This window comes from Aquimarina penaris (assembly GCF_040786285.1).
GTDB lineage: Bacteria > Bacteroidota > Bacteroidia > Flavobacteriales > Flavobacteriaceae > Aquimarina.
Genome location: NZ_JBFMKQ010000004.1, coordinates 372,901 through 395,545, shown reverse-complemented (window position 1 = coordinate 395,545; position 22,645 = coordinate 372,901). Strand labels below are relative to the sequence as shown.

The following is a 22,645-nucleotide window of genomic DNA, read 5'->3' as shown; positions in this document are numbered from 1 at the left end:
CTATTTATATTGTTTCCCGTGTTTTATGACAATATCTACATTTTGTAAAAGACTAATATGTCGTAACACATCTCCTTTTACTGCGATAATATCTGCATATTTACCTTCGGTAACGGTTCCAACTTCATTGGCTACACCCATCCATAATGAAGGCCAATAGGTCGCAGCACGAATAGCATACATGGGATCGATCCCAAACTCATTTACCCATACATCCAACTCATTCCAGGTAGATTGACTATGAAATTTCATAGGGATCCCGCTATCTGTACCTATCATCAGAACTACACCAGCATCCATCAATTGTTCTATTTTGGTCTGTAACGTTGGCTTTCTAATCGGGGTTAACTGAAAATATGGCAAACGATCTTTGTGCTTAAAACTATTCCTAATATCAGCAATAATCGTATCATGCAATCCTCTGTGCCATGAATCATTATCTAAATGCTCCCCGTTATCCCTTACATATTCGTAATTATATAATCCTTCTACGGTAGGACACCAAAACAGTGGGCCCAGATTCATTTGTGCAGTTCGTTCTTTAATAGCTTGCATCACATCATCTGGATATCTAGGAGCAGAAGAAAGTCCTGTATGTTCAAAACAATCTGCTCCTGCTTTAAGTCCCATCCTAATTTCTTGAGGTCGATGACCATGAGCTACAACCTTAAGATCATATTTATGAGCGGTATCTACGACTGCTTGTAACTCTGCACTAGTCATTTGATCCTGATCGATTAGTTTAACACAATCCACACCAGCATCTGCAAGTTTTTTAACTTTCTTTCTGGCATCCTCTACCCCATTGATTCCCCAACGAAAAGCTTCGGTACCGGGATAGGGTTTCTTCTGGATAAATGGCCCAGAGACATATAAAGTAGCCCCAGGAATTTCTCCTTTATTGATTCGATCCCTAACCGAAATACTTTCTTTGAGCGGCGCTCCCAAATCTCTTGCACTAGTAACTCCTGCCATTAATAATTGCTCTGCAGATGAAGGCATAATCACACTTTCTAATAATGATGGATATGCTTTATCCCAATACGAATAATCAGCATGACCATTAATCATAGTATGTACATGCATATCCCAAAGCCCAGGAAGCACAGACATCCCTTCGGTAGAAATAACTTGAGCATTTGCGGGCACTTCGAGAGTTTCGACAGTACCCACAGCCTTTATCTTATCATTTTCGATGATAATAACGCTGTTTTGTATTGGGGTAGATCCGTAACCATCGATTAAGGTTCCTCCTACTAATGCTTTTACTTGATTTTGTTGTGCAAATGAAAATGTAGTAATCAGTAGTCCTAAAAGTAATTTTTGCATGACGTTTGTGTTTCTTTAAAGATAAAGAAACTCTAGCAAATGATGAGGCTGCCTGAAAAGACTCAAAAACCGTCATTACGAAAAATTTTAATTTTGAAGTAATCTGTTTTTCAGTAACTTAAATTTGACAGATTCCTTCGCTATGCTCGGAATGACGACTTTTTAGACAGCCTCATCATTTTTCAGGATCCCAAAACAAGTTTGAGATTAGCAATCTTTAGGTTTTTGTTATAGCAAAAAGCCTAGAAGGCTATTTACATATTTCTACGGTATTGCCCTCCTACTTCAAACAAAGCAGCTGTGATTTGACCTAACGAGCACACTTTGGTAGCTTCCATCAATATCTCAAAAATATTATGATTTTGGATCGCCGCTTCTTGCACCTTAGTCAGCGTTTCTGCTGCAACACTCTCCTTGGCTTTCTGGAGGTTATTTAATGTTGTAATCTGATATTGTTTCTCTTCTTCGGTTGCACGAATTACTTCTCCAGGCGTTACCGTCGGTGATCCTTTTGAACTTAAGAAGGTATTTACGCCAATAATCGGAAACTCTCCTGTATGTTTTAACGTTTCATAATATAGACTTTCTTCTTGTATTTTGCTACGCTGGTACATGGTTTCCATGGCACCAAGTACTCCACCACGCTCTGTAATTCTATCAAATTCGGTTAATACAGCTTCTTCAACTAGATCCGTTAATTCTTCGATAATAAAAGATCCTTGAATAGGGTTCTCATTTTTAGCCAATCCTAACTCTTTATTGATGATTAACTGAATAGCCATTGCTCTACGCACAGATTCTTCGGTTGGTGTTGTTATCGCTTCATCATATGCATTGGTATGTAAAGAATTACAATTGTCATAGATCGCATATAATGCTTGCAAAGTAGTACGAATATCGTTGAAATCTATTTCCTGAGCATGCAATGATCGACCAGAAGTTTGTATGTGGTATTTCAACATTTGTGCTCTTGGGTTTGCCCCATACTTATGTTTTAAAGCTTTTGCCCAAATCTTACGTGCTACACGACCAATTACTGCATATTCTGGATCAATACCATTAGAGAAAAAGAAGGATAAATTGGGACCAAACTTATTAATATCCATACCACGACTTAGATAATACTCTACATAAGTAAATCCATTTGCCAGTGTTAATGCCAGCTGTGTAATTGGGTTCGCCCCAGCTTCGGCGATATGGTATCCCGAAATCGAAACAGAATAGAAGTTTCGTACTTGTTTCTCAATAAAATATTCCTGTACATCCCCCATCAATCGCAATGCAAATTCTGTAGAGAAAATACAAGTGTTTTGTGCCTGATCTTCTTTAAGGATATCAGCTTGTACGGTACCTCTAACAGTACCCAATGTTTCTGCTTTGATTTTGTTATAAACATCTGCTGGTAGCACTTGATCACCAGTAACACCTAACAGCATTAATCCAAGTCCATCGTTACCTTCGGGAAGATCTCCCTGATATTGTGGACGCTCTATACCTTTATATATTTTTTTGATTTTAGCCTCAACTTCGGCTTCGAGATTATTTTCTTTGATATATTTCTCGCAATTTTGATCGATTGCAGCATTCATAAAGAACCCAAGTAACATTGGAGCCGGACCATTAATGGTCATACTTACCGATGTCATTGCATGAGTAAGATCAAAACCAGAATATAATTTTTTGGCATCATCCAAACAGCAGATTGATACTCCCGCATTACCTATTTTACCGTAGATATCTGGTCTGTGATCTGGATCATTACCATATAATGTTACCGAATCAAACGCTGTAGAAAGACGTTTAGCCGGCATCCCTAAACTCACGTAATGGAAACGACGATTGGTTCGTTCTGGACCACCTTCTCCTGCAAACATACGAGTAGGGTCTTCACCGGTTCTTTTGAAAGGGTATAGACCAGAGGCGTACGGAAACTCTCCCGGAACATTTTCTTGTAAACTCCATCGTAGAACATCTCCCCAAGCTTCGTATTTTGGCAAAGCAACTTTAGGAATCTGTGTATGTGATAACGACTCTGTATGGGTTTCTATTTTAATTTCTTTATCTCTTACTTTGAAGGAATAAATTGGATCCTTATATTTTTTAACCTTGCTTGCCCATGTGATAATTATTTCCCAATTATAGGGATCCAGATTAAGTTTCACTCTATCAAACTCAGCTAACAATAACTTTAAAAAATCCGTATTATCATCGTTTTTAGCATTTCGTAAGCTTTCATCATCGATACCGTTCTTATAGAGGCCAATAAAACTTACCTCTGCAACACTACAAATAGTTTTATAAATTCCAAATAACTTTTGAGCTACCTCAACTTGGATGTCGACGTTTTTATCGTATGCTCTATTACTTTCAGAAATTTCTGATAAATACCTGGTTCTACTTGGGGGAATCACAAATATCTTTTCAGACATTTCTTTAGAGATATGAAAATCTGATTGAAGATCAGCTCCGGTTTTCTCTACCACCTTATCCATGATAGCTTTATAAAGCGTGTTCATACCAGGATCGTTAAATTGCGATGCAATTGTACCATAGACAGGCAGATCATCCTGATGCGTATCCCATAGGTTATGATTACGCATATATTGTTTTTTTACATCACGCAACGCATCTAGTGATCCTCTTTTATCGAATTTATTAATCGCTACAAGATCTGCAAAATCCAGCATGTCGATCTTTTCTAACTGAGTAGCAGCACCAAACTCTGGTGTCATTACATACAATGATGTATCGCTATGTTCTAATATTTCGGTATCTGATTGCCCAATACCCGAAGTTTCGAGAATAATGATATCAAATTCTGCAGCTTTTAAGACTTCAATAGCTTCTGCAACGTATTTTGACAAAGCTAAATTAGACTGACGAGTAGCCAGGGAACGCATATACACTCTAGGAGAATTAATGGCATTCATTCTAATACGATCTCCTAATAAAGCACCTCCCGTTTTACGTTTAGAAGGGTCTACAGAGATAATCCCCATTGTTTTTTCTGGAAAATCGATTAAAAACCTTCGTACCAGTTCATCAACCAAAGATGATTTACCAGCTCCACCTGTTCCTGTAATTCCTAAAACTGGTGTCTTAGATGTTTTATTTTTGTTGTGAATTTCTTCTAAAGTGTCTCTTGCAATCTCAGGAAAATTTTCTGCTGCAGAAATTACTCGCGCAATGGAGCCAATTTCTTTTTCAGCTAAATGTTCTGCTTCTCCATTAAGTCCATTTCCGATAGGATAATCAGACTGTTCTACCAAATCATTAATCATTCCTTGTAACCCCAATTCTCTTCCATCATCTGGAGAATATATCCTTGTAATCCCATAATCCATTAGATCCTTAATCTCTTCAGGAAGAATTACTCCTCCTCCACCGCCAAATATTTTAATATGCTCTGCTCCTTTCTCTTTTAGCAAATCATACATATACTTGAAGTACTCATTATGCCCACCTTGGTAAGACGTCATAGCAATAGCATTAGCATCTTCCTGGATCGCACAATTAACGACTTCTTCAACACTACGATCATGGCCAAGATGAATAACTTCTACTCCTGTTGACTGTATAATACGACGCATAATATTGATTGCTGCATCATGACCATCGAATAGTGAGGCTGCAGTTACAATTCTTACTTTATTCTTGGGGGTATACGGTGCTATTTGTTCCATTGACAATAAATAGTGATTTTAACGCTGCTAATTTACGAAATTGACATCGAAAAGGATTATTTTTTTAGAATTATATAATTTACTCAACCAAACTTGTTGGATCATTGACTATACCGTAAACAAGTTATATATAGCTTGCCTTAGTACAGTATAAAATATCAAAAAAAACTCAAAAAATATTTAATCATTTGTTAATACAATTGTTAAACGTTTTTAATCTGATATTAGAAAACGATATCTTCCTCGATAATTGATAATCAAATTTATGTCAAAATGAAAATTACATCATCAAAAAGCAAATTATTTTTGCTTTCATTTCTATTTGTTTTAGGAATAGGAATTGAAGGTATTCATGCACAAAAAAAGAAAAGAAAATCAAAGAAAGACCAAAAAGAACAAGTAGACACTTCTAAGGAAGAAAAGGAAGAAGAAAAAACTATTGAAGAACTCACCAAAAAAAGTGAAAAAATTGAAGGGCTATTTACCATGTATCGGGATACTATCGATGGAACCACACACATGTTGGTGACCAAAGATCAAATCGGAAAGGAATTCATCTATTTTAGTCAGGTTTCTGATGGGGTTTTAGATGCAGGTGCTTTTAGAGGGGCTTATTTTGGTTCAAAGGTTTTTAAAATCGAAAGACATTTTAACAAAATAGAGTTTGTTACACAAAACTCTTCATTCTATTTTGATAAAAACAATGCATTATCTAAATCTTCTCACGCCAATATTAGTGAAGGCGTTATGGCTAGTTTAAAGGTAGAGGCTCGGGATGATAAAAAAGGAATCTATCTCATCAAATCTGATGACCTTTTCTTAAAAGAGACATTTGAACAGGTTAAACCTCCTAATTATCCAAAACAGTCTCCTCATGCATTTAAATTAGGAACACTTAGCAAAGAAAAAACCAAAATTAAAACCATAAAAAATTACCCAGAAAACACGAATGTTAATAGCCATTATGTATATTCTAATTCGTCTGTTCTTAATGGAGGTTCTAATGCAGTAAGCGATGGTAGAAATGTAACCATTAAAGTAGAACATAGCTTAATTGCAATGCCTCAAAACGATTATCAGCCAAGGTTTGATGATCCTAGAATTGGATATTTCTTTACGCAGGTAACTGATATGACTTCTGCCAGTGCTACTCCCTATAGAGATTTGGTTCATCGTTGGAATTTAGTAAAAAAAGATAAAAGTGCCGCAGTTTCAGAACCTGTTCAACCTATAGAATGGTGGATAGAAAATACAACTCCTGTAGAATTTAGAGAAACTATTAAAGAAGCTGTTTTAGAATGGAACAAAGCTTTTGAAAAAGCAGGTTTTAAAAATGCTATAGTGGTAAAAATACAACCAGACGATGCAAAATGGGATGCAGGAGATATTAGATATAATGTACTAAGATGGACTTCTTCTCCTCAACCTCCATTTGGTGGGTATGGGCCTAGTTTTGTAAACCCAAGAACTGGTCAGATTTTAGGTGCAGATATTATGTTAGAATATGTGTATCACACCAATCGTGTAAAATATGACAGACTATTTAATCTTGCAGCAAATGATCAGCTGGCGCAAGAAACATATTCTGTACTAGGTAAAGACAAGCATATTTATTGTTCTTACGGACATGTTATGCAAGAAAACTCATTATTAGGGTATACTGCATTATTGGCTGCTGATGCTAATGACAATGAAATGAAGGGCATGAGAATGGAAGCCATGAAGGAATTAATTATGCATGAGGTAGGTCATACACTTGGGTTAAATCATAATATGAAGGCTAGTCAGTTATTTACTCCAGAACAACTTAGCAATCGTGAATTTATTAAAGGTAAATGCCTTACGGGATCTGTAATGGATTACACAATAATTAATTTAACGAATGACAAATCTGTTCAAGGTCAATATTTCTCGACTACTGTAGGGTCATATGACAATTGGGCTATTCAATACGGATATACTCCTGTAAAATCTAGTAGTGAATTAGAAAAAATTGCAAATCAATCTAATAGACCAGAATTGATTTTCGGTAATGACGCAGATGATATGCGCTCTCCCGGAAAAGCTATCGATCCTCGTGTTATGACAGGAGATATGTCTAATGATCAGATTACGTATTCGATTAACAGAATGGAACTGGTTAATGATTTAATGCCAAAAATTAAATCAAAATTTAATAAGAAGGGGCAATCTTATCAAGAGCTAAGACAAGCCTATTACATTTTGAGAAGGCAATATGGTCGTGCTGGAGATGTAATTTCAAGATTTATTGGTGGCGTTTATGTAGACAGAAGTATGATAGGTCAGGATATAAATACCAAACCCTATACACCGGTTAGTTATAAAGATCAAAAAAGAGCAATGACTGCATTAAAAAAATATGTTTTTGCTCCTAATGCATACGAGGCTCCCAATGATTTATACAATTATATCGCGATGCAACGAAGAGGATATAATTTCTATGAATCCCCAGAAGATCCAAAAATTCATGATTTAGTTCTTAATTATCAAAAGAGAATTCTGGATCATATTTTACACCCAAATACACTTCAGAGAATTACAGATTCTGAACTTTATGGTAACACCTACAATTTATCAGAATTTATGACCGATTTGAACAATGCAATATTTAAGGAAGATGCTTCAGGGACTATAAATACATTTAGACAGAATCTTCAGCTAGAATATACCAAAAGATTGACAAATATACTTGGCAAATCAAATCCTGATCAAAAAGTGAAGTATACATACGCTGCTAAATCAATGGCTCTTTACAATCTAAAAAGAATTAAATTGATGGTTGCCAATACAAATGGCGATAGACTAACAAAAGCGCATAAAGATCATCTTAGAACAATAATCAACAATACTATCGAAGATATTAAATAACGTTAACGATAGTTTATTACTTATACACAAAGGCTGATTACTATTAAAATCAGCCTTTATTTTTTATAAATAATTCATAAAAACCTACAATACATTTTCAATTGATTAAAAACAAAGCAAAATAGCGAACCTTTAGACTAAATAATTGGAAATATCATTCTAATAATAGTAAGTTTATCGATGGAAAACCTGTATTAGAATGAAAAAAACGACACTCCTTATTAATTGCCTTGATAAAAAAGGAATAATTGCAACGGTTACTAACTTTATTTTAGCTAAAAAAGGAAATACGGTATATATAGAACAACATATAGATCGTGAATTAGGGGAATTTTTCATGAGATTAGAGTGTGAATTTGATCAGGATGAAGAAAAACTAGCTTTATTTAAAGAATCTTTTAATACACAAGTCGCAGAAAACTACAATATGCATTGGGAGATGTATAATACAGAAAAAAAACCTAAACTGGCTTTGTTTGTATCTAAATACTCTCATTGTCTTTATGATATTTTAGGTAGATATGCTGCCGGAGAACTAAAGGTGAAAATCCCCATAATTATAAGCAATCATGAAGATCTTAGACATATTGCAGATTCATTTAATATTCCTTTTAAACACATCCCTATAACTAAAGAGAATAAACAACAAGCCGAAGCGGAACAAATAGAAACACTAAAAGACTATAAAATCGATTTTATCGTCTTAGCAAGGTATATGCAAATCCTATCTTCTAATTTCGTAGATCAGTTTCCTAATAAGATTATAAACATACATCATTCTTTTTTACCCGCTTTTCCTGGAGCAAAACCTTATCATTCTGCTTATGAAAGAGGAGTGAAAATTATAGGAGCTACTAGTCATTATGTAACTTCAGATCTTGATGAAGGTCCAATTATTGAGCAAGAGATTGTTCGAGTATCTCATATTCATAATGTACAGGATTTTATCCTTAAAGGAAGAGATCTGGAAAAAATTGTATTATCCAGAGCAATTAAACATCATATCGAAAGAAAGGTACTGGTGTACAATAATAAAACTGTGATTTTTTCATAATGGAAGAACATCGCCAAAATTAGCAAAGCGATAGCCTTCTTTTTCAAGAATTAACCTCTCCGTGTTATTTTGTTGAATTGCAGGATTTGAATGATTAAAATGAATAAATATAATTTTAGATTTCACCTGCTTTGATTCATTTTTAAATAGCGTAATAGTCTCTTCAACAAAAGGATGTGGAACTTCTGACATTGGCCTCGGAATTTCACCATCTTTAAAGAATGTTGCATCAATAAATGCATAATCTACTTGTTTTACCTCTTCGACAATATCTTTCTCCCAAAGAGACCATTTATTAATATCCGGAATGAATAGTGCCGTTTTCTTATTACCAATAATTTTATATCCCACGGTTTCAGAATATTCATCTCTATGTGGCACTATAAATGGAATCACTTTAATAGCATTCGTTAGTTGTATTACCGTATCTGCTTGTATAGCGTTAATATTTATATTATTTAGATTCACTAATTGTGACCAAGGGCCATTTGATTCTAAAAATGATTTCATTTTTGGCATTGCGTAAACCGATATATTCTTTGCGCCCATTGCTTCTCTCCCCAAATGCATTAATCCTGTATAATGCCCCATATGAGCATGGGTAAGAAAAATTCCATCTATAATAAAGTCGTTCTGCAAATGATCATTATCCAGAACTGCTAATTGTTCTGGCATATCTGGAGTTGCCTCGAACAAAAATTTCTTATTTTCTTTTTGATCTATTAGTCCCAATGAAACTACTAATTCTTTAGGCATCGTACCTTCTTTGACCTGCATAAACTCCTTTGTGTTATTTATATGAGGAAAACCACCATCCTGGACTATTCCTAATATGGTTATATATTGATCAGGTTTAATGAGTGGTATCGACTTGTTATTTATCGATACTTTTTCATTTTTACAGGAAATAATTAAAATAGATAGTATTAAAAAAATTAAATTTGATTTCATATTCATAACTTACATTCTCAAATCTAATAAGAAATCATGAAAAAAATCGCTCTTATACTTACCATTCTTTTTTTATCAAGTTGTGCAGAACTTCAACAAGTTGTAAATAGTCTTCCTCAAACTACAGGGGGTTTTGGAGTAAGTAATATCGATATTGCTAATGGGTTACGACAAGCACTTGATAATGGTATTGACAAGCAAGTAACAAAATTGACTCAAAAAGATGGTTTTTATAGAAATCAATTGGTAAAGATACTTTTGCCCCAAGAATTGCGAAAAGTTGACAAAACCTTAAGAGATGTTGGGCTTAGTAAGCTTGCAGACGAAGGCTTAAGAGCAATTAATCGAGCTGCAGAAGATGCGGTTAAAGAAGCCACTCCTATATTTGTGAGCGCCGTTAAGCAAATCACATTCGCAGATGCACGCCAGATACTTTTAGGTAATGACAACGCAGCTACTTCTTACCTTCAATCTAAAACTAATACTGCATTATACTCAAAATTTAACCCTGTAATTAATAGGTCTTTTTCTAAAGTGGGTGCAGATAAAATTTGGTCTAACATTATTACGAAATACAATGCCCTTCCTCTTACAAATAATGTAAATCCCGATCTTACTGATTATGTTACACAACAAGCTCTTAAGGGTGTTTATAAAATGATCGCCATCGAAGAAAAAGAAATTAGAACCAAGCTTAGTTCTAGAACCAGTGATTTATTAAGAAGAGTATTTGCATTACAAGACAATTAAACATGTTTTTGCGCCATAGTAGTTCATATACTCTGGCTTAAACAATAGTTAAAACGCTTATTTTATCATTTACAACAACTTTATGCAATGTTAACTGATCATTAAGAGATCTTAGCTATATTATCGTGTAATTTTGCAAGTATAATTGTAAGAAGAAGAAAAACCGATGTTTAGCTGGTTAAGAAATAAAAGTGAACTTCAAAAATTGCAAAGCGCATATTGTAAACTAATGAGAAGCGCATATAAAACTGCTGTAAAAGACAAAAGCAAAAGTGATTTATTGCATGAACAAGCTAATGAAATTCTCATGCAGATAAAGAAAATAGAGAATCATTCGGCTTCATAGAAATCAACCGCTTTTCTACACCGATGTATTGATAAATGTAATTGACTCCTTATTAAAAACCTCTGGCTGTTCTACGTTAACTACGTGTCCAGAATTTTTAATAACAAAAAGTTTAGAAAACCGATGTGCTTCAGCAACTTTTTCTACCGAAGGTAAAAAGAGGTAATCCTCTTCACCCATAACATATAAAGTAGGGATTTTAATATCTGTTGCTCTAAAAAAACGTAATAAAGGATTAATTTCTGAGGTAAGTCTAAACCACCTAATAAATTCTTTTTGGTATAATTTCTTTGCTTCATTTACAAAAAGTAACCTTGATTGTTTATGATTCTTTTTAGGCATGATTATAAATGCAAAAAACTTATATAAGAACATATAGGGTACCACTGACTTAAATATAACTCCTAATCGAATTAAAACCTGAGATCTAAGATTCAATTTCATAATTGCTCCTCCCATAATCATACTTCTTACACGATCGGGATATTTTTCTGCCAGATTTCTAATCAGAATAGTACCTAATGATATCCCAATAAAATGAGATTTCTTGATATTTTCTTTATCAATAACTTCAACAATATCTTCGGTTATAGAATCAAAAGTATATTTAGAATTAAAAGCATCTTTTAGTGCAGGTTTAGAATTACCATGCCCCCTAAGATCTAATAAAAGTACGTTAAAATGTTTTTTGAATTCTCGAACTTGTTTAAACCAAATCGAAGAACTACCTCCTGCTCCATGAACAAAAGTTACCCATTCTATACTTTTAGGGTGTTTATATACCGAATAATTGAGCAATATAAATTGTTTAAGGCATCAAAAATATAAACTTATTTGATATAAAAGCTACGCTTAATAGTATTTTAGGAAATGTTTATTCATCCAACAAAAAACACATTAACATTACATCATTAATGTAATGTCTTGAAGTAAGAAAAAGCATTGGCCAAACGAGACCCATACCACGAGAAATACTCCCCGTCTACCAATATAATTTTTGCTTTATTATTGATTTTCTTTATTTCTGAAATATGTTGTTCTGAAAAAGGATAAGGTTCTGAGGATAAAAGAATCAAATCCTGTTCTTTAAATGATTCTATATCCTCTATAGAAACCTCTGGGTAGCGATTTCTATCTCTAAAAATATTTTCAAAATTGTTTACTTGTAATAAATGATCAATAAATGTATTATTTCCAACCGCTATCCAAGGGTTTTTCCAGATGAAATAGGCAACTCTCTTTTTTGAAGTTTTTGCAATAAAATCCAAAAAAGACTGCTGTTCTGACTTTATTGCTATAATAAGTTGGTTTGCCGTACTTTCTTTTTTAAAAATTTGACCATATTGTTGGATCATACGTATAGCATCTTTAATCGAAAAAACATCAGAAACATGAACAACATACTCTTTTTGAAGTGTCTCTACAATCTCTTTGGTATTTTCTTCCTTATTACATAAGATAATATCAGGGTTTAGCTTTTTAATTTTTTCGTAATTAACTTTTTTAGTACCACCGATGATGCTCTTTTCTTTTCTTATTTTATCTGGATGTACGCAAAATTTTGTCACCCCCACAATATTATCCTTTAATCCTAATTCGACTAATAACTCTGTTTGCGAAGGAACTAACGAAACAATACGCTTTGGAATGTTAGGAAGGTTTAGTTTTCTATCTAATTGATCAGTGTACATCATATATTCAAATTCATTCTGGCTACATAAGTTTAACAACTCTTAAAAAGTTCATAAATACTTAATAACTAAGCACTTGAAAGTAGGAGTTTTCACAAAAAAATATTATATTAGGGTTAATTATTAATTAAATACACGGGGCTATGGATTCAATTTTACTAAAGGTTATCATTTATGGTATCATGGCGTTTTTTGTAGTGTTCATCATGTATGGACTTTATGGATATGCTAAACAGGTATTTAACGCCAATAGACGTTAATTTTATTCTTTGCAAGGAATGAGAATCTTTTATAAGGGTGATTCTCATTCCTTTTATTTTTTTACCCTAAAATTTTACTCATTTCTTTTTGAAGCTCTAAAGCTTTCTCTACTGCAGCTTCTACAAAATCATTAGAATTCGAAGCATAAATAATTCCTCTTGAAGAATTTATTAATAACCCCACTTGATCATTAAGTCCATATTTACAAACTTCTTCTAAGCTACCGCCTTGTGCTCCTACGCCAGGAACCAACAAAAAATTATTAGGTACTATTCTTCGAATATCAGATAAATACTCTGCTTTTGTAGCCCCTACTACATACATTAAATTTTCTGAATTCTTATAAGATTTAGAAACCTCTAAAACTTGTTTGTATAATTTCTCTCCTTCGATTTCTTTGGTCTGAAAATCAAAAGCACCTTGATTAGAGGTAAGGGCCAGAAGTATCGTATACTTATTCTTAAAAGCTAGAAAAGGCTCAACAGAATCTTTTCCCATATAGGGTGCTACTGTAACCGAATCAAATTCTAAATCTTCGAAGAATGCTTTTGCATACATGGTACTCGTATTACCAATATCCCCCCTTTTTGCATCAGCAATGGTAAAAATTTCGGGATAATTGGTATTTAAATATTTGATGGTTTTCTCTAAAGATTTCCATCCTTTTATTCCATACGCTTCATAAAATGCGGTATTGGGTTTGTAAGCTACTGCCAGATGATGTGTAGCATCAATAATCGCTTTATTAAATTCAAAAATCGGATCTTCTGTTTCCAATAAATGCTTTGGAATTTTATTCAGATCTACATCCAAACCTATACATAAAAATGATTTCTTTTTATGTATTTGTTCCACCAATTTCTGGATAGTCATATGCTGTTATTTTTTAATATAAATTACTCCTTACCGTCTACATAATCCTGAAGGTAACTAAATCTTTTGGTTAGTTTACCCTCTTTCGTCATTCTCGCTCTTTCTAAAACTCCATCTTTATCGTCGTTAAAAAATGCCGGGATAACGTACTCTAAAAACATTTCTCCAAATCCTTCGCTTGCATCTTTTGGCAACTCGCAAGGTAGATTATCTACTGCCATTACGACAATAGCTTTTAGGTCCCTAAAATCAATTTCTGTTTCTGTTTCGGGGTTATACCCATAAATTGGATCTGCAATCGTCGATGCTCTTAATGTACTCGCCACAGGGCCATCAATGTCGCAAGAAACATCGGCAACTAATTTGATATTAAAATCAATAGATTTTGCATCTTCTCTAGTAAAAATATATGGAGCTCCATCTCCAAAAAAATGCCCAGCGATATACATATCACTTACTTTTGCGAATCGCATGAAATCACTTTGATAGTCTTGCGGATTTTTATAAAAATCGTTCTTATCAAGTACGCGGTTATCTTTACGTTTATTATAATCTAACACATCGATTTGCACATACACAGCGTGATCGAAGGTTTTGTTCAAATAGTCTTCAACAGACACTTCTTGAATATTCATGGCGTCCAGAATCTCCTTTGCTCCTCCTCCAACCTTACCTTTTCCGGTAAGTACAATCTTGATATTTGGTAATGTGATTTTAGATAATTCTAGTTCTAATGCTTTTTGATCTGCTAATGTTTCTGCCTTTGGCAATAAAAAAGTATCATTTTTAAGTCCCCAGGCTCTAAACCCATTATAAGCACCAACAATACCTGCATATCGACCAAAACCAATTAACCTGAACCCTTTTTCATTTACGATAACCTCATGATCGTATAATTCGATATTCTTATCAAGAATTGCTCGTAGCAAATCTCTATTATAGGGTTGTTTTTTTATCGTATGCGAAAAGAAAAAATATTTTTTATCCGGTTCTAAATCATTAATCGGCACTTCTTTAACCCCAAGTTTTACATCACAACCAGACAGATTTTCTGAAACTATGAATCCAGCTTCTTTATATGCAGCATCTTTAAATACTCGTATATCAGAACTTTCAACAGTAAAATGAGCTTCTGGGAATTTAGAATTAACTTTTTTTAGACCCTCTGGGGAGAAAACAACGCGACGATCTGGCGGATTTTTGCGTTCTTTAATGACACCGAATTTGATCATATAATTTTGGTATGTATTTTGTTGATTTAAAATTGCGGCTAAAGATATGACAATTATACTTATCTTTGCCAACCATTTTAGGTTTCTGATTCTTAGTTTATGGTTTCAAATTAAGTTAACTTTAAACTTTAAATCCTAAACTGCAAACGTAATCCGGGGTCGACTGGTTTTGACAGCGAGATTAATAGGATGGTAAGCACGTCGAGCTACGAAATTAATGCTCGTAAATATCTATTTCACTTTTTTAAACGGCGAGAATAACTACGCCCTAGCTGCATAATCTGAATTTTAGTAGGATAGTGCCTCGGCCCACCAGGTGGGCAAGCAGGATACCTCTCAAGAGCCTTGGTTTACGGCGATTGATCATGAGGTATCGTAAAAGTAAACCTAGAAATTATAGGATCTTGATATAATTTCGAAACTTAATTGAGAATAAGCGATAGGTTGGCGGTTTTTGGTCTTTCTTATCGACGAAAATTAAACAAAAACTAAACGTGTAGAAAGCTATTGTATTACTTGTTTGGACGAGGGTTCGAATCCCTCCGACTCCACGATCAAGCGCAAATAGGTTGCGATTTAAGGCAAAAAAAGTCCGTCAAGCTTGCTTGAACGGGCTTTGTTGTTTTAAAGCGCCTGAACTGTAAGGACAGCTAGTTGCATTTGTGGGACTAGAATAACAGGGATCTACAATCCGAGGATTCGGCCAATATCCTGAGCGAAGACAAAGGGTTAAAGATGCTCACTAGGCATTTTCTTAACACTCGCCCTTCTCCGACTCCACATCAAAAAAAATGCTTCTTAGTAAAGAAGCATTTTTTTTATTCTATATTGTGTATGTTGTTTATCGGATTACTTTTTTTCCTTTAAACTTCCATTCTGTAATTCCTCCATCTAAATCATAGATTTTGGTAAACCCAGCTTTTTTCATATATGCAGAACATTTTCCACTTCTACCACCACGCCCACAATATACAGCAACAGGTTTTGATTTATCTACTTTGGCTATTAAAGCTTCAAAATTTTTGTCTCTAAAATCTATATTGACGGCACTTTCTATATGCCCTTCGGTATATTCTTTAGGAGTACGCACGTCTATTAGCAAAACGTCTTCCATTTTTAATAAGGAATCCATCTCCTCTACAGTAATCAACTCTACAGTAGTATCTTCAGAAATATTTTTGCAGCCCAATACGGCCAATGCAAAAACAAATAGTGGTATGAATGATTTAATGTTCATATGTTTATTCTGCAGTTTCGCCATCCCAATTCATAAAACCACCAATTAAATTATACGTAGTTTCGAATCCCATTTGACTCATTAAAGTACAAGCTTGTGCACTACGTGCACCAGAACGGCAATATACGTAGTAATTCTTGGTTTTATCCAACTTCTCTACTTCATCTAAAAACCCTTGCCCTTTTCGAATATCGATATTAAGCATACTCGGTATAAACCCATCTTCTACTTCTTCTTCTGTTCTTACGTCAATAATTACTGCGTTATTATCTTTCGCTATGCGTTCTTGCCATTCTTCTTGTGTGATATCTTCTGCCATGTAAACAATGTATTATACTAAAATTGGACTTCTATTATTTATTTTCAATACAAATATAAGAGTCCTTAATGAATTGTATAAAACTATACCTTCATTTATTTCATTCAAAAAAGAAAATTAAAAAAGAATTATGCTTTTATGCTACAACCAATTGCTTTGGTTACTTCTACAGGAACCTTTTCTCCTTTCAATAAGGCGTTCACAGCATCTTCTACATATTTCTTATCTGCAGCTGAAGCATTTTTGTAATTATTGTCTATGGCGCCAATATATCGAACAACATTAGCTTTTTCTGTTTTTTCTAATATATATACATGAGGCGTTTTAGTTGCACCATACTGAGGGTAAATCAATTGTCTATCATCAAATAAATAAGGAAAAGTAAATCCTTTTTCTTTAGCTCTCACCTTCATATTATCAAAACTATCATCGGGATAAGCTTTTGGGTTATTTGGGTTTATAGCTATAACCGGATACCCTTTGGGTTTGTACATTTTATCCAATTCAATAATTCTATCTTCATAGGCAACAGAATATGGGCAATGATTGCAAGTAAAAATTACAATAAACCCTTTTGCCTCTTTATAATCTGATAAAGAAACCATAGAATCATCTATGTTTTTTAATTCAAAATCAGTGGCCAAATCTCCAATTGTATATCCATCATCAGTTTCAGAAACAGAAACTTTATCGATTGCAAAAGCACTTATAGCTATTATGAAAGCTACTCCGACTAGAATTTTTAACGTTTTCATAGTTTTAGTTTGTTGTATTCAAATCTAATTTTTCTTTAAAGCATTTTCTTTAATTCTTTCTCCAATTCATTATATGTAAAAGATCGTTCATAAAACTCACTTGTATTTCCTTTATAAATTATAGTTGCTGGTATTGAACCAGACCAATCTTTACTTACCATCGGAATCCAGCTATTAGCATCAGGATCATCCAATAGAATTACTTTACTTTCAATCTTTTGCTTTTTTATAAAAGGAATTAGCTTCGCTTCGACATGTCCTGGTAAATCTAAACTAACTAATATTACCTCTACTTCAGTATCAGGGTACCTACTATTTATTAATTCAAAATAAGGTAACTCTGCAACACATGGTTTGCACCAAGTAGCCCAAAAATTAATTATTCTAGTTTTTCCATCATTTATTTTCAATAATGGTTTAAAACTTTCAAAATCATATGTTGGTATCTCAACTCCTTTGCTTTTATAAACTTCGGTAGCCTCTAGTGCTATTTTTTGTTCCCCTTTACAATTGATAAAAAGAATTACTATCCCAATATATATAACCCATCTTAACATACATACTAATTTATTAAAACCATTAACTAATCAAAAGAAAATTAACATGGTTTCTATGCATTATCTAAATATTTTAGATTTTTTTTACAAATGTTTAATATAACAGTAATACTATTTTATTCCGCAATAATACTATTTAACCCAACCCAAAAATTAACTTTAACAAAGAATTAATATCAATTTATAATTTCTGAAACAAAAACTCATGTACATTTGTATATACAAATATTGTATTTACAATTGAATATAGAAGACATCATAAAAACCGAAGTTAAGCTCCCTTTATCCAGAAAAGCTATAGTGAACTTACTATACACAGAAAACTGGATCATGGAAAAAATCAATATCGAACTTAAAGTATATGATATATCCCTGCAACAGTTTAATGTATTAAGAATTCTACAAGGACAGAAAGGTAACCCCGCCAATCTTTCTACAATACAAGAAAGAATGGTAAGTAAAATGAGTAATACCACTCGCTTGGTTGATAAACTCATAAACAAAGGATACGTAAAACGAATTACCTGCAAATCCAACAGAAGAAAAGTAGAAATTTCTATAACAGAAAAAGGCAGAAATTTCCTTGAAAAAGTTAGCCCAATTATGACTGATTTTGAAAATAGAGTTACTAAAAATCTATCAGAAGACGATCTAACTCATCTAAATGAATTATTAAATAAACTAAGAAAATAAATTACTAACATAAATATTAAATCATGAAAACTAGACTTAAATCACTAATCTTAGCTATTGCTATTATCTCTACGACCTCTGTTTTAGCTCAAAAAAAACAAATTAAAGCATCAGAAAGCACAATTAACTGGACAGGTAAAAAAGTAACAGGACAACATACAGGAACATTAAACCTATCTGAAGGTTTTCTTGTTTTTGAAGGCGAAAGTATTACCAGTGGAGAATTTACTGTAGATATGACCTCTCTTAAAGTAACCGATTTAGAAGCCGGTAAAGGCAAAGAAAAATTAGAAGGACACCTTAGTTCTGATGATTTCTTTGGCATCGAAAACCATAAAACAGCAAAACTTGTAGTTACTAAAGCAAAAAAAACAGATAAAGGTTATAAAATTGCAGGGGATCTTACCATCAAAGGAAAAACAAATCCAATTGAATTTGATTTAACAGTAAATGGTAATGCAGCTTCAACTAAACTTAAAGTAGATAGAACTAAATATGATATCAAGTATGGTTCTGGTAGTTTCTTTGATAATTTAGGAGATAAAACGATCAGCGATGAGTTCGAATTAGCGGTAGACTTAAAAATGTAATTTTTTTATTGTGCGAAATTATAATTAATTTATATATTTGGACTATTATAAAAAATTATGAAAACAATCTTAACAAATATTTGGTGGTGGTCTTCTCAGAACGTAACGTCGTGAGATAGATCCTATATTGTGTTAAGTAAACATATCAAAGGCTTGTCAAATCACGACAAGCCTTTTTTTTTGTTTATCGTTCACAGAAAATAATATCAAAATTATAAAGCATAAAAATGAGATTTAAATTATCCACACATTTCAAACAAATACTAGCAGACACTATTACTCCGGTAAGTGTTTATCTAAAAATTAGAGATCGTTACCCTAATAGTCTTCTGTTAGAAAGTAGTGACTACAGAGGAAATGAAAATAGTTTCTCCTATATCTGTTGTAATCCTATTGCCAATATTAAGATCGAAAATGAAACGATCTACCAATCCTTCCCCGATAAAAGCACAAAAAAAATCACCATTACGCAGGATACCAATGTACCTAAAATCATTGAGGAATTTGGTCAACAATTTGAAACTTCAAAAAGTGATTTTAAATTTATAAACAATGGCCTTTTTGGGTATATATCCTATGATGCCGTTCGCTATTTCGAAGATATTTCAATTTCAAAAAAAGAAGACACCTTAGATATTCCTGATATGCATTACACTGTATATCAAAATATTATAGCAATCAACCACTTTAATAACGAAGCCTATATTTTTGCGCATTGTTATGAAACCGAAAGTAATATTACCGAAATTGAATCCCTTCTAAACGTTAAAAATTTTGCATCGTATAACTTTACCACCGTTGGCGATACTACTTCTAATTTAAATGATGAACAGTATAAGCAACATGTTGCACTTGCCAAAAAACACTGCCTGCGAGGTGATGTATTTCAATTAGTATTATCGAAACGTTTTTCTCAACAATTTAAAGGAGACGAATTTAATGTCTATCGAGCTTTACGTAGTATCAACCCTTCTCCTTATTTATTCTATTTTGATTACGGTGATTTCAAAATATTTGGTAGTTCTCCCGAGGCACAATTAGTAGTCAAAGATGGTATTGCAGAAATTCATCCGATTGCAGGAACATTTAAACGTACCGGTAATGATGAACAAGATGCCGAATTAGCTAAAAAACTAGCTGTAGACGAGAAAGAAAATGCAGAGCATGTTATGCTCGTTGACTTAGCTCGAAATGACCTAAGTCGTAACGGAAGTGATGTTACCGTAGAAACCTATAGAGAAGTTCAATTTTATTCTCATGTAATCCATTTAGTAAGCAAAGTAACCGGTAAAAAACACGAAGACACAACCACTATGCAGGTTGTTGCAGATACATTCCCGGCAGGAACCCTAAGTGGTGCTCCAAAACACATGGCCATGCAACTTATCGAAAAGTACGAAACCGTTAATCGAGATTTCTATGGTGGAGCTATTGGTTTTATGGATTTCTCAGGAAATTTCAATCATGCTATTATGATTCGTACATTCTTAAGTAAAAATCATCAACTACATTGGCAAGCAGGCGCTGGATTAGTAAACGAATCAAATGAAGAAAACGAATTACAAGAAGTATATAACAAACTAGGCGCATTAACTAAGGCTTTAAAATTAGCCGAAGATATATAATAAGGGTGTTACCCTACGGGTCGGGCTAACCGCGCTACATGGTAGCTTGCTCCTATCCCTAACACAAGTAGCAAAGTCAGTAAATGATAAAGAATCAAAGCAAAAGAAAACTTAGAGTTCTAAGACTTTGAAACAAAAAGAATGATGATGAACAAAAAAATATTAGTAATAGACAACTACGACTCATTTGTATACAATCTGGTGCATTATTTAGAGGATCTTGGATGCCAGGTTACCGTAAAACGAAATGATCAATTACGTTTAGAGGATGTAGAGCCTTTTCAAAAAATACTGCTTTCGCCGGGTCCGGGAATACCAGAAGAAGCTGGATTATTAAAAGATATCATTAAATCCTATGCAAATACCAAAAGCATATTTGGCGTCTGTTTGGGACAGCAAGCGATTGGCGAAGTTTTTGGAGGCAGTTTAATAAATCTCGATGAAGTATATCATGGCGTAGCCACCAGTGTAACGCTTTCTGTAAACGACGAACCACTTTTTGAAGGACTAGATAGCACCTTTGACGTAGGAAGGTATCATTCTTGGGTGGTGACAGATAAAAATCTTCCCAATTGTCTCGAAGTTACATCCTACGATAAAAATGGACAAATTATGTCGTTACGACATAAAGAATTAGATATAAGAGGAGTACAATTTCATCCGGAATCGGTATTAACTCCCGATGGAAAAAAGATGTTAGAAAACTGGATTAATAATTGACATTAAGAACAGAATGATAGTAAGTATTAATTTAAAAAATATCCTATACAAGCTCCCTCTCCAATTTGGGGAGAGGGCTGGGGTGAGAGGCCTATGAAAAATTTACTCAACCGATTAATAAATCACGAAACAATCTCAAAAGAGGAAGCCAAAGGTGTTTTGGTCAATATTTCTAAAGGAGAGTACAATCAAAGTCAGATTGCTTCATTCTTAACAGTATATATGATGCGTAGCATTACTGTAGAAGAATTAGAAGGTTTTAGAGATGCTTTGTTAGAACTATGTGTAGCTGTAGATCTTAGCGAATATAACCCTATAGACCTTTGTGGTACTGGTGGTGATGGAAAAGATACTTTTAATATCTCTACACTATCCTCTTTTGTATCTGCCGGAGCAGGTATCAAAGTAACTAAGCACGGTAATTATGGTGTTTCTTCTAAATGCGGAAGCTCAAACGTGATGGAGCACCTCGGAATCAAATTTAGCAATGATAAAGATTTCCTAAAACGCAGTATCGATGAAGCTGGGATTTGTGTTTTACATGCACCACTGTTTCACCCAGCAATGAAAAATGTAGCTCCAATTCGAAAGGAGTTGGGCGTAAAAACCTTTTTTAATATGCTAGGCCCAATGGTAAACCCGGCATTTCCTAAAAATCAAATTGTGGGGGTATTTAACCTAGAGTTAGCCAGAATGTACGGGTATTTATATCAAAATACCGATAAAAACTTCACTATTATTCATGCATTAGATGGATATGATGAAATTTCGCTTACCGGAAGCACTAAGACCATTTCTAATAACACAGAAGGAATGCTAACCCCTCTGGATTTCGGTGTTTCGACATTACAGCAAGAAGAAATCGTTGGTGGCGATTCTATTGAAGAATCGGCTGCTATTTTTATGAATATTCTTAGTGGAAAAGGAACCGAAGCCCAAAACAATGTAGTTTGTGCTAACGCAGGCATGGCAATTGCCACCGTAGAAGGTCTGCAACCAAAACAAGGGTTTGAAAAAGCCAAGGATTCTTTATTATCAGGTAAAGGTATGGTTGCTTTAAAAAAGGTACAAGAACTTAGTGCATTATAAG

Annotated in this window: 20 protein-coding genes and 1 other RNA gene; 10 read left to right on the top strand and 11 right to left on the bottom strand. The window is 33.8% G+C overall.

The window, feature by feature from the left end; all coding sequences use genetic code 11:
• Nucleotides 1–1,329, bottom strand: coding sequence for an amidohydrolase family protein (locus tag ABW637_RS18695; protein ID WP_367586245.1), 1,329 nt, complete (start codon nucleotides 1,327–1,329; stop codon nucleotides 1–3).
• A gap of 254 nt (nucleotides 1,330–1,583) precedes the next feature.
• Nucleotides 1,584–5,012, bottom strand: coding sequence for a methylmalonyl-CoA mutase family protein (locus tag ABW637_RS18690; protein ID WP_367586244.1), 3,429 nt, complete (start codon nucleotides 5,010–5,012; stop codon nucleotides 1,584–1,586).
• A gap of 273 nt (nucleotides 5,013–5,285) precedes the next feature.
• Here ABW637_RS18690 and ABW637_RS18685 point away from each other — a divergent pair, with 273 nt between their 5' ends.
• On the top strand, nucleotides 5,286–7,901 hold the full coding sequence (locus ABW637_RS18685) for a zinc-dependent metalloprotease (RefSeq protein WP_367586243.1): 2,616 nt from the start codon (nucleotides 5,286–5,288) through the stop codon (nucleotides 7,899–7,901).
• Between the two features lie 199 nt (nucleotides 7,902–8,100).
• Nucleotides 8,101–8,955 (top strand): formyltetrahydrofolate deformylase, encoded by an 855-nt coding sequence (gene purU, locus ABW637_RS18680; protein ID WP_367586242.1) that lies wholly within the window; start codon nucleotides 8,101–8,103, stop codon nucleotides 8,953–8,955.
• Here the strand turns inward: purU and ABW637_RS18675 are convergent.
• Nucleotides 8,950–9,906, bottom strand: coding sequence for an MBL fold metallo-hydrolase (locus ABW637_RS18675; protein ID WP_367586241.1), 957 nt, complete (start codon nucleotides 9,904–9,906; stop codon nucleotides 8,950–8,952). The genes purU and ABW637_RS18675 overlap by 6 nt on opposite strands.
• Nucleotides 9,907–9,942: 36 nt before the next feature.
• Between ABW637_RS18675 and ABW637_RS18670 the strand changes: the two genes are divergently transcribed.
• Entirely contained in the window at nucleotides 9,943–10,656 is a 714-nt protein-coding gene (locus tag ABW637_RS18670) for a DUF4197 domain-containing protein (protein WP_367586240.1), read from the top strand.
• Nucleotides 10,657–10,822: 166 nt separating this feature from the next.
• On the top strand, nucleotides 10,823–11,002 hold the full coding sequence (locus ABW637_RS18665) for a Lacal_2735 family protein (protein ID WP_367586239.1): 180 nt from the start codon (nucleotides 10,823–10,825) through the stop codon (nucleotides 11,000–11,002).
• 15 nt (nucleotides 11,003–11,017) lie between these two features.
• On the opposite strand, the gene ABW637_RS18660 is transcribed toward ABW637_RS18665, so the two are convergent.
• From ABW637_RS18660 to ABW637_RS18645, 4 genes are all read right to left on the bottom strand, one after another.
• A complete protein-coding gene (locus tag ABW637_RS18660) occupies nucleotides 11,018–11,800 on the bottom strand; it encodes an alpha/beta fold hydrolase (protein WP_367586238.1) in 783 nt (260 codons plus the stop codon).
• A 113-nt stretch (nucleotides 11,801–11,913) separates the two neighbouring features.
• Nucleotides 11,914–12,696, bottom strand: a complete 783-nt coding sequence (locus tag ABW637_RS18655; protein ID WP_367586237.1) for an ABC transporter substrate-binding protein — start codon at nucleotides 12,694–12,696, stop codon at nucleotides 11,914–11,916.
• Between the two features lie 318 nt (nucleotides 12,697–13,014).
• Entirely contained in the window at nucleotides 13,015–13,827 is an 813-nt protein-coding gene (gene pyrF / locus ABW637_RS18650) for an orotidine-5'-phosphate decarboxylase (RefSeq protein WP_367586236.1), read from the bottom strand.
• Between the two features lie 23 nt (nucleotides 13,828–13,850).
• A complete protein-coding gene (locus tag ABW637_RS18645) occupies nucleotides 13,851–15,056 on the bottom strand; it encodes an NAD(P)-dependent oxidoreductase (RefSeq protein ID WP_367586416.1) in 1,206 nt (401 codons plus the stop codon).
• A 158-nt stretch (nucleotides 15,057–15,214) separates the two neighbouring features.
• On the opposite strand from ABW637_RS18645, the gene ssrA reads away from it, so the two are divergent.
• Nucleotides 15,215–15,613, top strand: a transfer-messenger RNA (tmRNA) gene (gene ssrA, locus ABW637_RS18640).
• Between the two features lie 287 nt (nucleotides 15,614–15,900).
• Here ssrA and ABW637_RS18635 read toward each other — a convergent pair.
• The 4 genes from ABW637_RS18635 to ABW637_RS18620 form a co-directional block, all read right to left on the bottom strand.
• Nucleotides 15,901–16,296 carry a rhodanese-like domain-containing protein gene (locus ABW637_RS18635; protein WP_367586235.1) on the bottom strand — a complete coding sequence of 132 codons (396 nt, stop codon included), beginning with the start codon at nucleotides 16,294–16,296 and terminating at the stop codon, nucleotides 15,901–15,903.
• 4 nt (nucleotides 16,297–16,300) lie between these two features.
• The gene (locus ABW637_RS18630; protein WP_367586234.1) at nucleotides 16,301–16,615 is read right to left on the bottom strand and encodes a rhodanese-like domain-containing protein; all 315 of its coding nucleotides are present in this window, start codon (nucleotides 16,613–16,615) and stop codon (nucleotides 16,301–16,303) included.
• Between the two features lie 128 nt (nucleotides 16,616–16,743).
• Entirely contained in the window at nucleotides 16,744–17,370 is a 627-nt protein-coding gene (locus ABW637_RS18625; protein WP_367586233.1) for a thioredoxin family protein, read from the bottom strand.
• Nucleotides 17,371–17,405: 35 nt separating this feature from the next.
• Entirely contained in the window at nucleotides 17,406–17,927 is a 522-nt protein-coding gene (locus tag ABW637_RS18620) for a TlpA family protein disulfide reductase (RefSeq protein ID WP_367586232.1), read from the bottom strand.
• Between the two features lie 213 nt (nucleotides 17,928–18,140).
• Between ABW637_RS18620 and ABW637_RS18615 the strand changes: the two genes are divergently transcribed.
• The 5 genes from ABW637_RS18615 to trpD all read left to right on the top strand — a co-directional run bounded on the left by ABW637_RS18615 (nucleotide 18,141) and on the right by trpD (nucleotide 22,644).
• Complete coding sequence (locus tag ABW637_RS18615; protein WP_367586231.1) at nucleotides 18,141–18,620, top strand: MarR family winged helix-turn-helix transcriptional regulator; 480 nt, start codon at nucleotides 18,141–18,143, stop codon at nucleotides 18,618–18,620.
• A gap of 23 nt (nucleotides 18,621–18,643) precedes the next feature.
• Nucleotides 18,644–19,210, top strand: coding sequence for a YceI family protein (locus ABW637_RS18610; RefSeq protein WP_367586230.1), 567 nt, complete (start codon nucleotides 18,644–18,646; stop codon nucleotides 19,208–19,210).
• Between the two features lie 227 nt (nucleotides 19,211–19,437).
• Nucleotides 19,438–20,835 carry an anthranilate synthase component I family protein gene (locus tag ABW637_RS18605; protein ID WP_367586229.1) on the top strand — a complete coding sequence of 466 codons (1,398 nt, stop codon included), beginning with the start codon at nucleotides 19,438–19,440 and terminating at the stop codon, nucleotides 20,833–20,835.
• A 147-nt stretch (nucleotides 20,836–20,982) separates the two neighbouring features.
• The gene (locus ABW637_RS18600) at nucleotides 20,983–21,555 is read left to right on the top strand and encodes an anthranilate synthase component II (RefSeq protein ID WP_367586228.1); all 573 of its coding nucleotides are present in this window, start codon (nucleotides 20,983–20,985) and stop codon (nucleotides 21,553–21,555) included.
• A gap of 93 nt (nucleotides 21,556–21,648) precedes the next feature.
• Nucleotides 21,649–22,644: an anthranilate phosphoribosyltransferase gene (gene trpD / locus ABW637_RS18595; protein ID WP_367586227.1), complete on the top strand. Its 996-nt coding sequence runs from the start codon at nucleotides 21,649–21,651 to the stop codon at nucleotides 22,642–22,644.
• Nucleotide 22,645 lies beyond the last annotated feature (1 nt).

Coding starts and splice junctions, on each gene's coding strand:
- ABW637_RS18605 (WP_367586229.1), top strand. CDS start 19,438: ATGAGATTTAAATTATCCACACATTTCAAACAAATACTAGCAGACACT.
- ABW637_RS18685 (WP_367586243.1), top strand. CDS start 5,286: ATGAAAATTACATCATCAAAAAGCAAATTATTTTTGCTTTCATTTCTA.
- ABW637_RS18610 (WP_367586230.1), top strand. CDS start 18,644: ATGAAAACTAGACTTAAATCACTAATCTTAGCTATTGCTATTATCTCT.
- ABW637_RS18625 (WP_367586233.1), bottom strand. CDS start 17,370: ATGAAAACGTTAAAAATTCTAGTCGGAGTAGCTTTCATAATAGCTATA.
- ABW637_RS18600 (WP_367586228.1), top strand. CDS start 20,983: ATGAACAAAAAAATATTAGTAATAGACAACTACGACTCATTTGTATAC.
- ABW637_RS18695 (WP_367586245.1), bottom strand. CDS start 1,329: ATGCAAAAATTACTTTTAGGACTACTGATTACTACATTTTCATTTGCA.
- ABW637_RS18675 (WP_367586241.1), bottom strand. CDS start 9,906: ATGAAATCAAATTTAATTTTTTTAATACTATCTATTTTAATTATTTCC.
- pyrF (WP_367586236.1), bottom strand. CDS start 13,827: ATGACTATCCAGAAATTGGTGGAACAAATACATAAAAAGAAATCATTT.
- ABW637_RS18690 (WP_367586244.1), bottom strand. CDS start 5,012: ATGGAACAAATAGCACCGTATACCCCCAAGAATAAAGTAAGAATTGTA.
- ABW637_RS18655 (WP_367586237.1), bottom strand. CDS start 12,696: ATGATGTACACTGATCAATTAGATAGAAAACTAAACCTTCCTAACATT.
- trpD (WP_367586227.1), top strand. CDS start 21,649: ATGAAAAATTTACTCAACCGATTAATAAATCACGAAACAATCTCAAAA.
- ABW637_RS18630 (WP_367586234.1), bottom strand. CDS start 16,615: ATGGCAGAAGATATCACACAAGAAGAATGGCAAGAACGCATAGCGAAA.
- ABW637_RS18635 (WP_367586235.1), bottom strand. CDS start 16,296: ATGAACATTAAATCATTCATACCACTATTTGTTTTTGCATTGGCCGTA.
- purU (WP_367586242.1), top strand. CDS start 8,101: ATGAAAAAAACGACACTCCTTATTAATTGCCTTGATAAAAAAGGAATA.
- ABW637_RS18620 (WP_367586232.1), bottom strand. CDS start 17,927: ATGTTAAGATGGGTTATATATATTGGGATAGTAATTCTTTTTATCAAT.
- ABW637_RS18665 (WP_367586239.1), top strand. CDS start 10,823: ATGTTTAGCTGGTTAAGAAATAAAAGTGAACTTCAAAAATTGCAAAGC.
- ABW637_RS18670 (WP_367586240.1), top strand. CDS start 9,943: ATGAAAAAAATCGCTCTTATACTTACCATTCTTTTTTTATCAAGTTGT.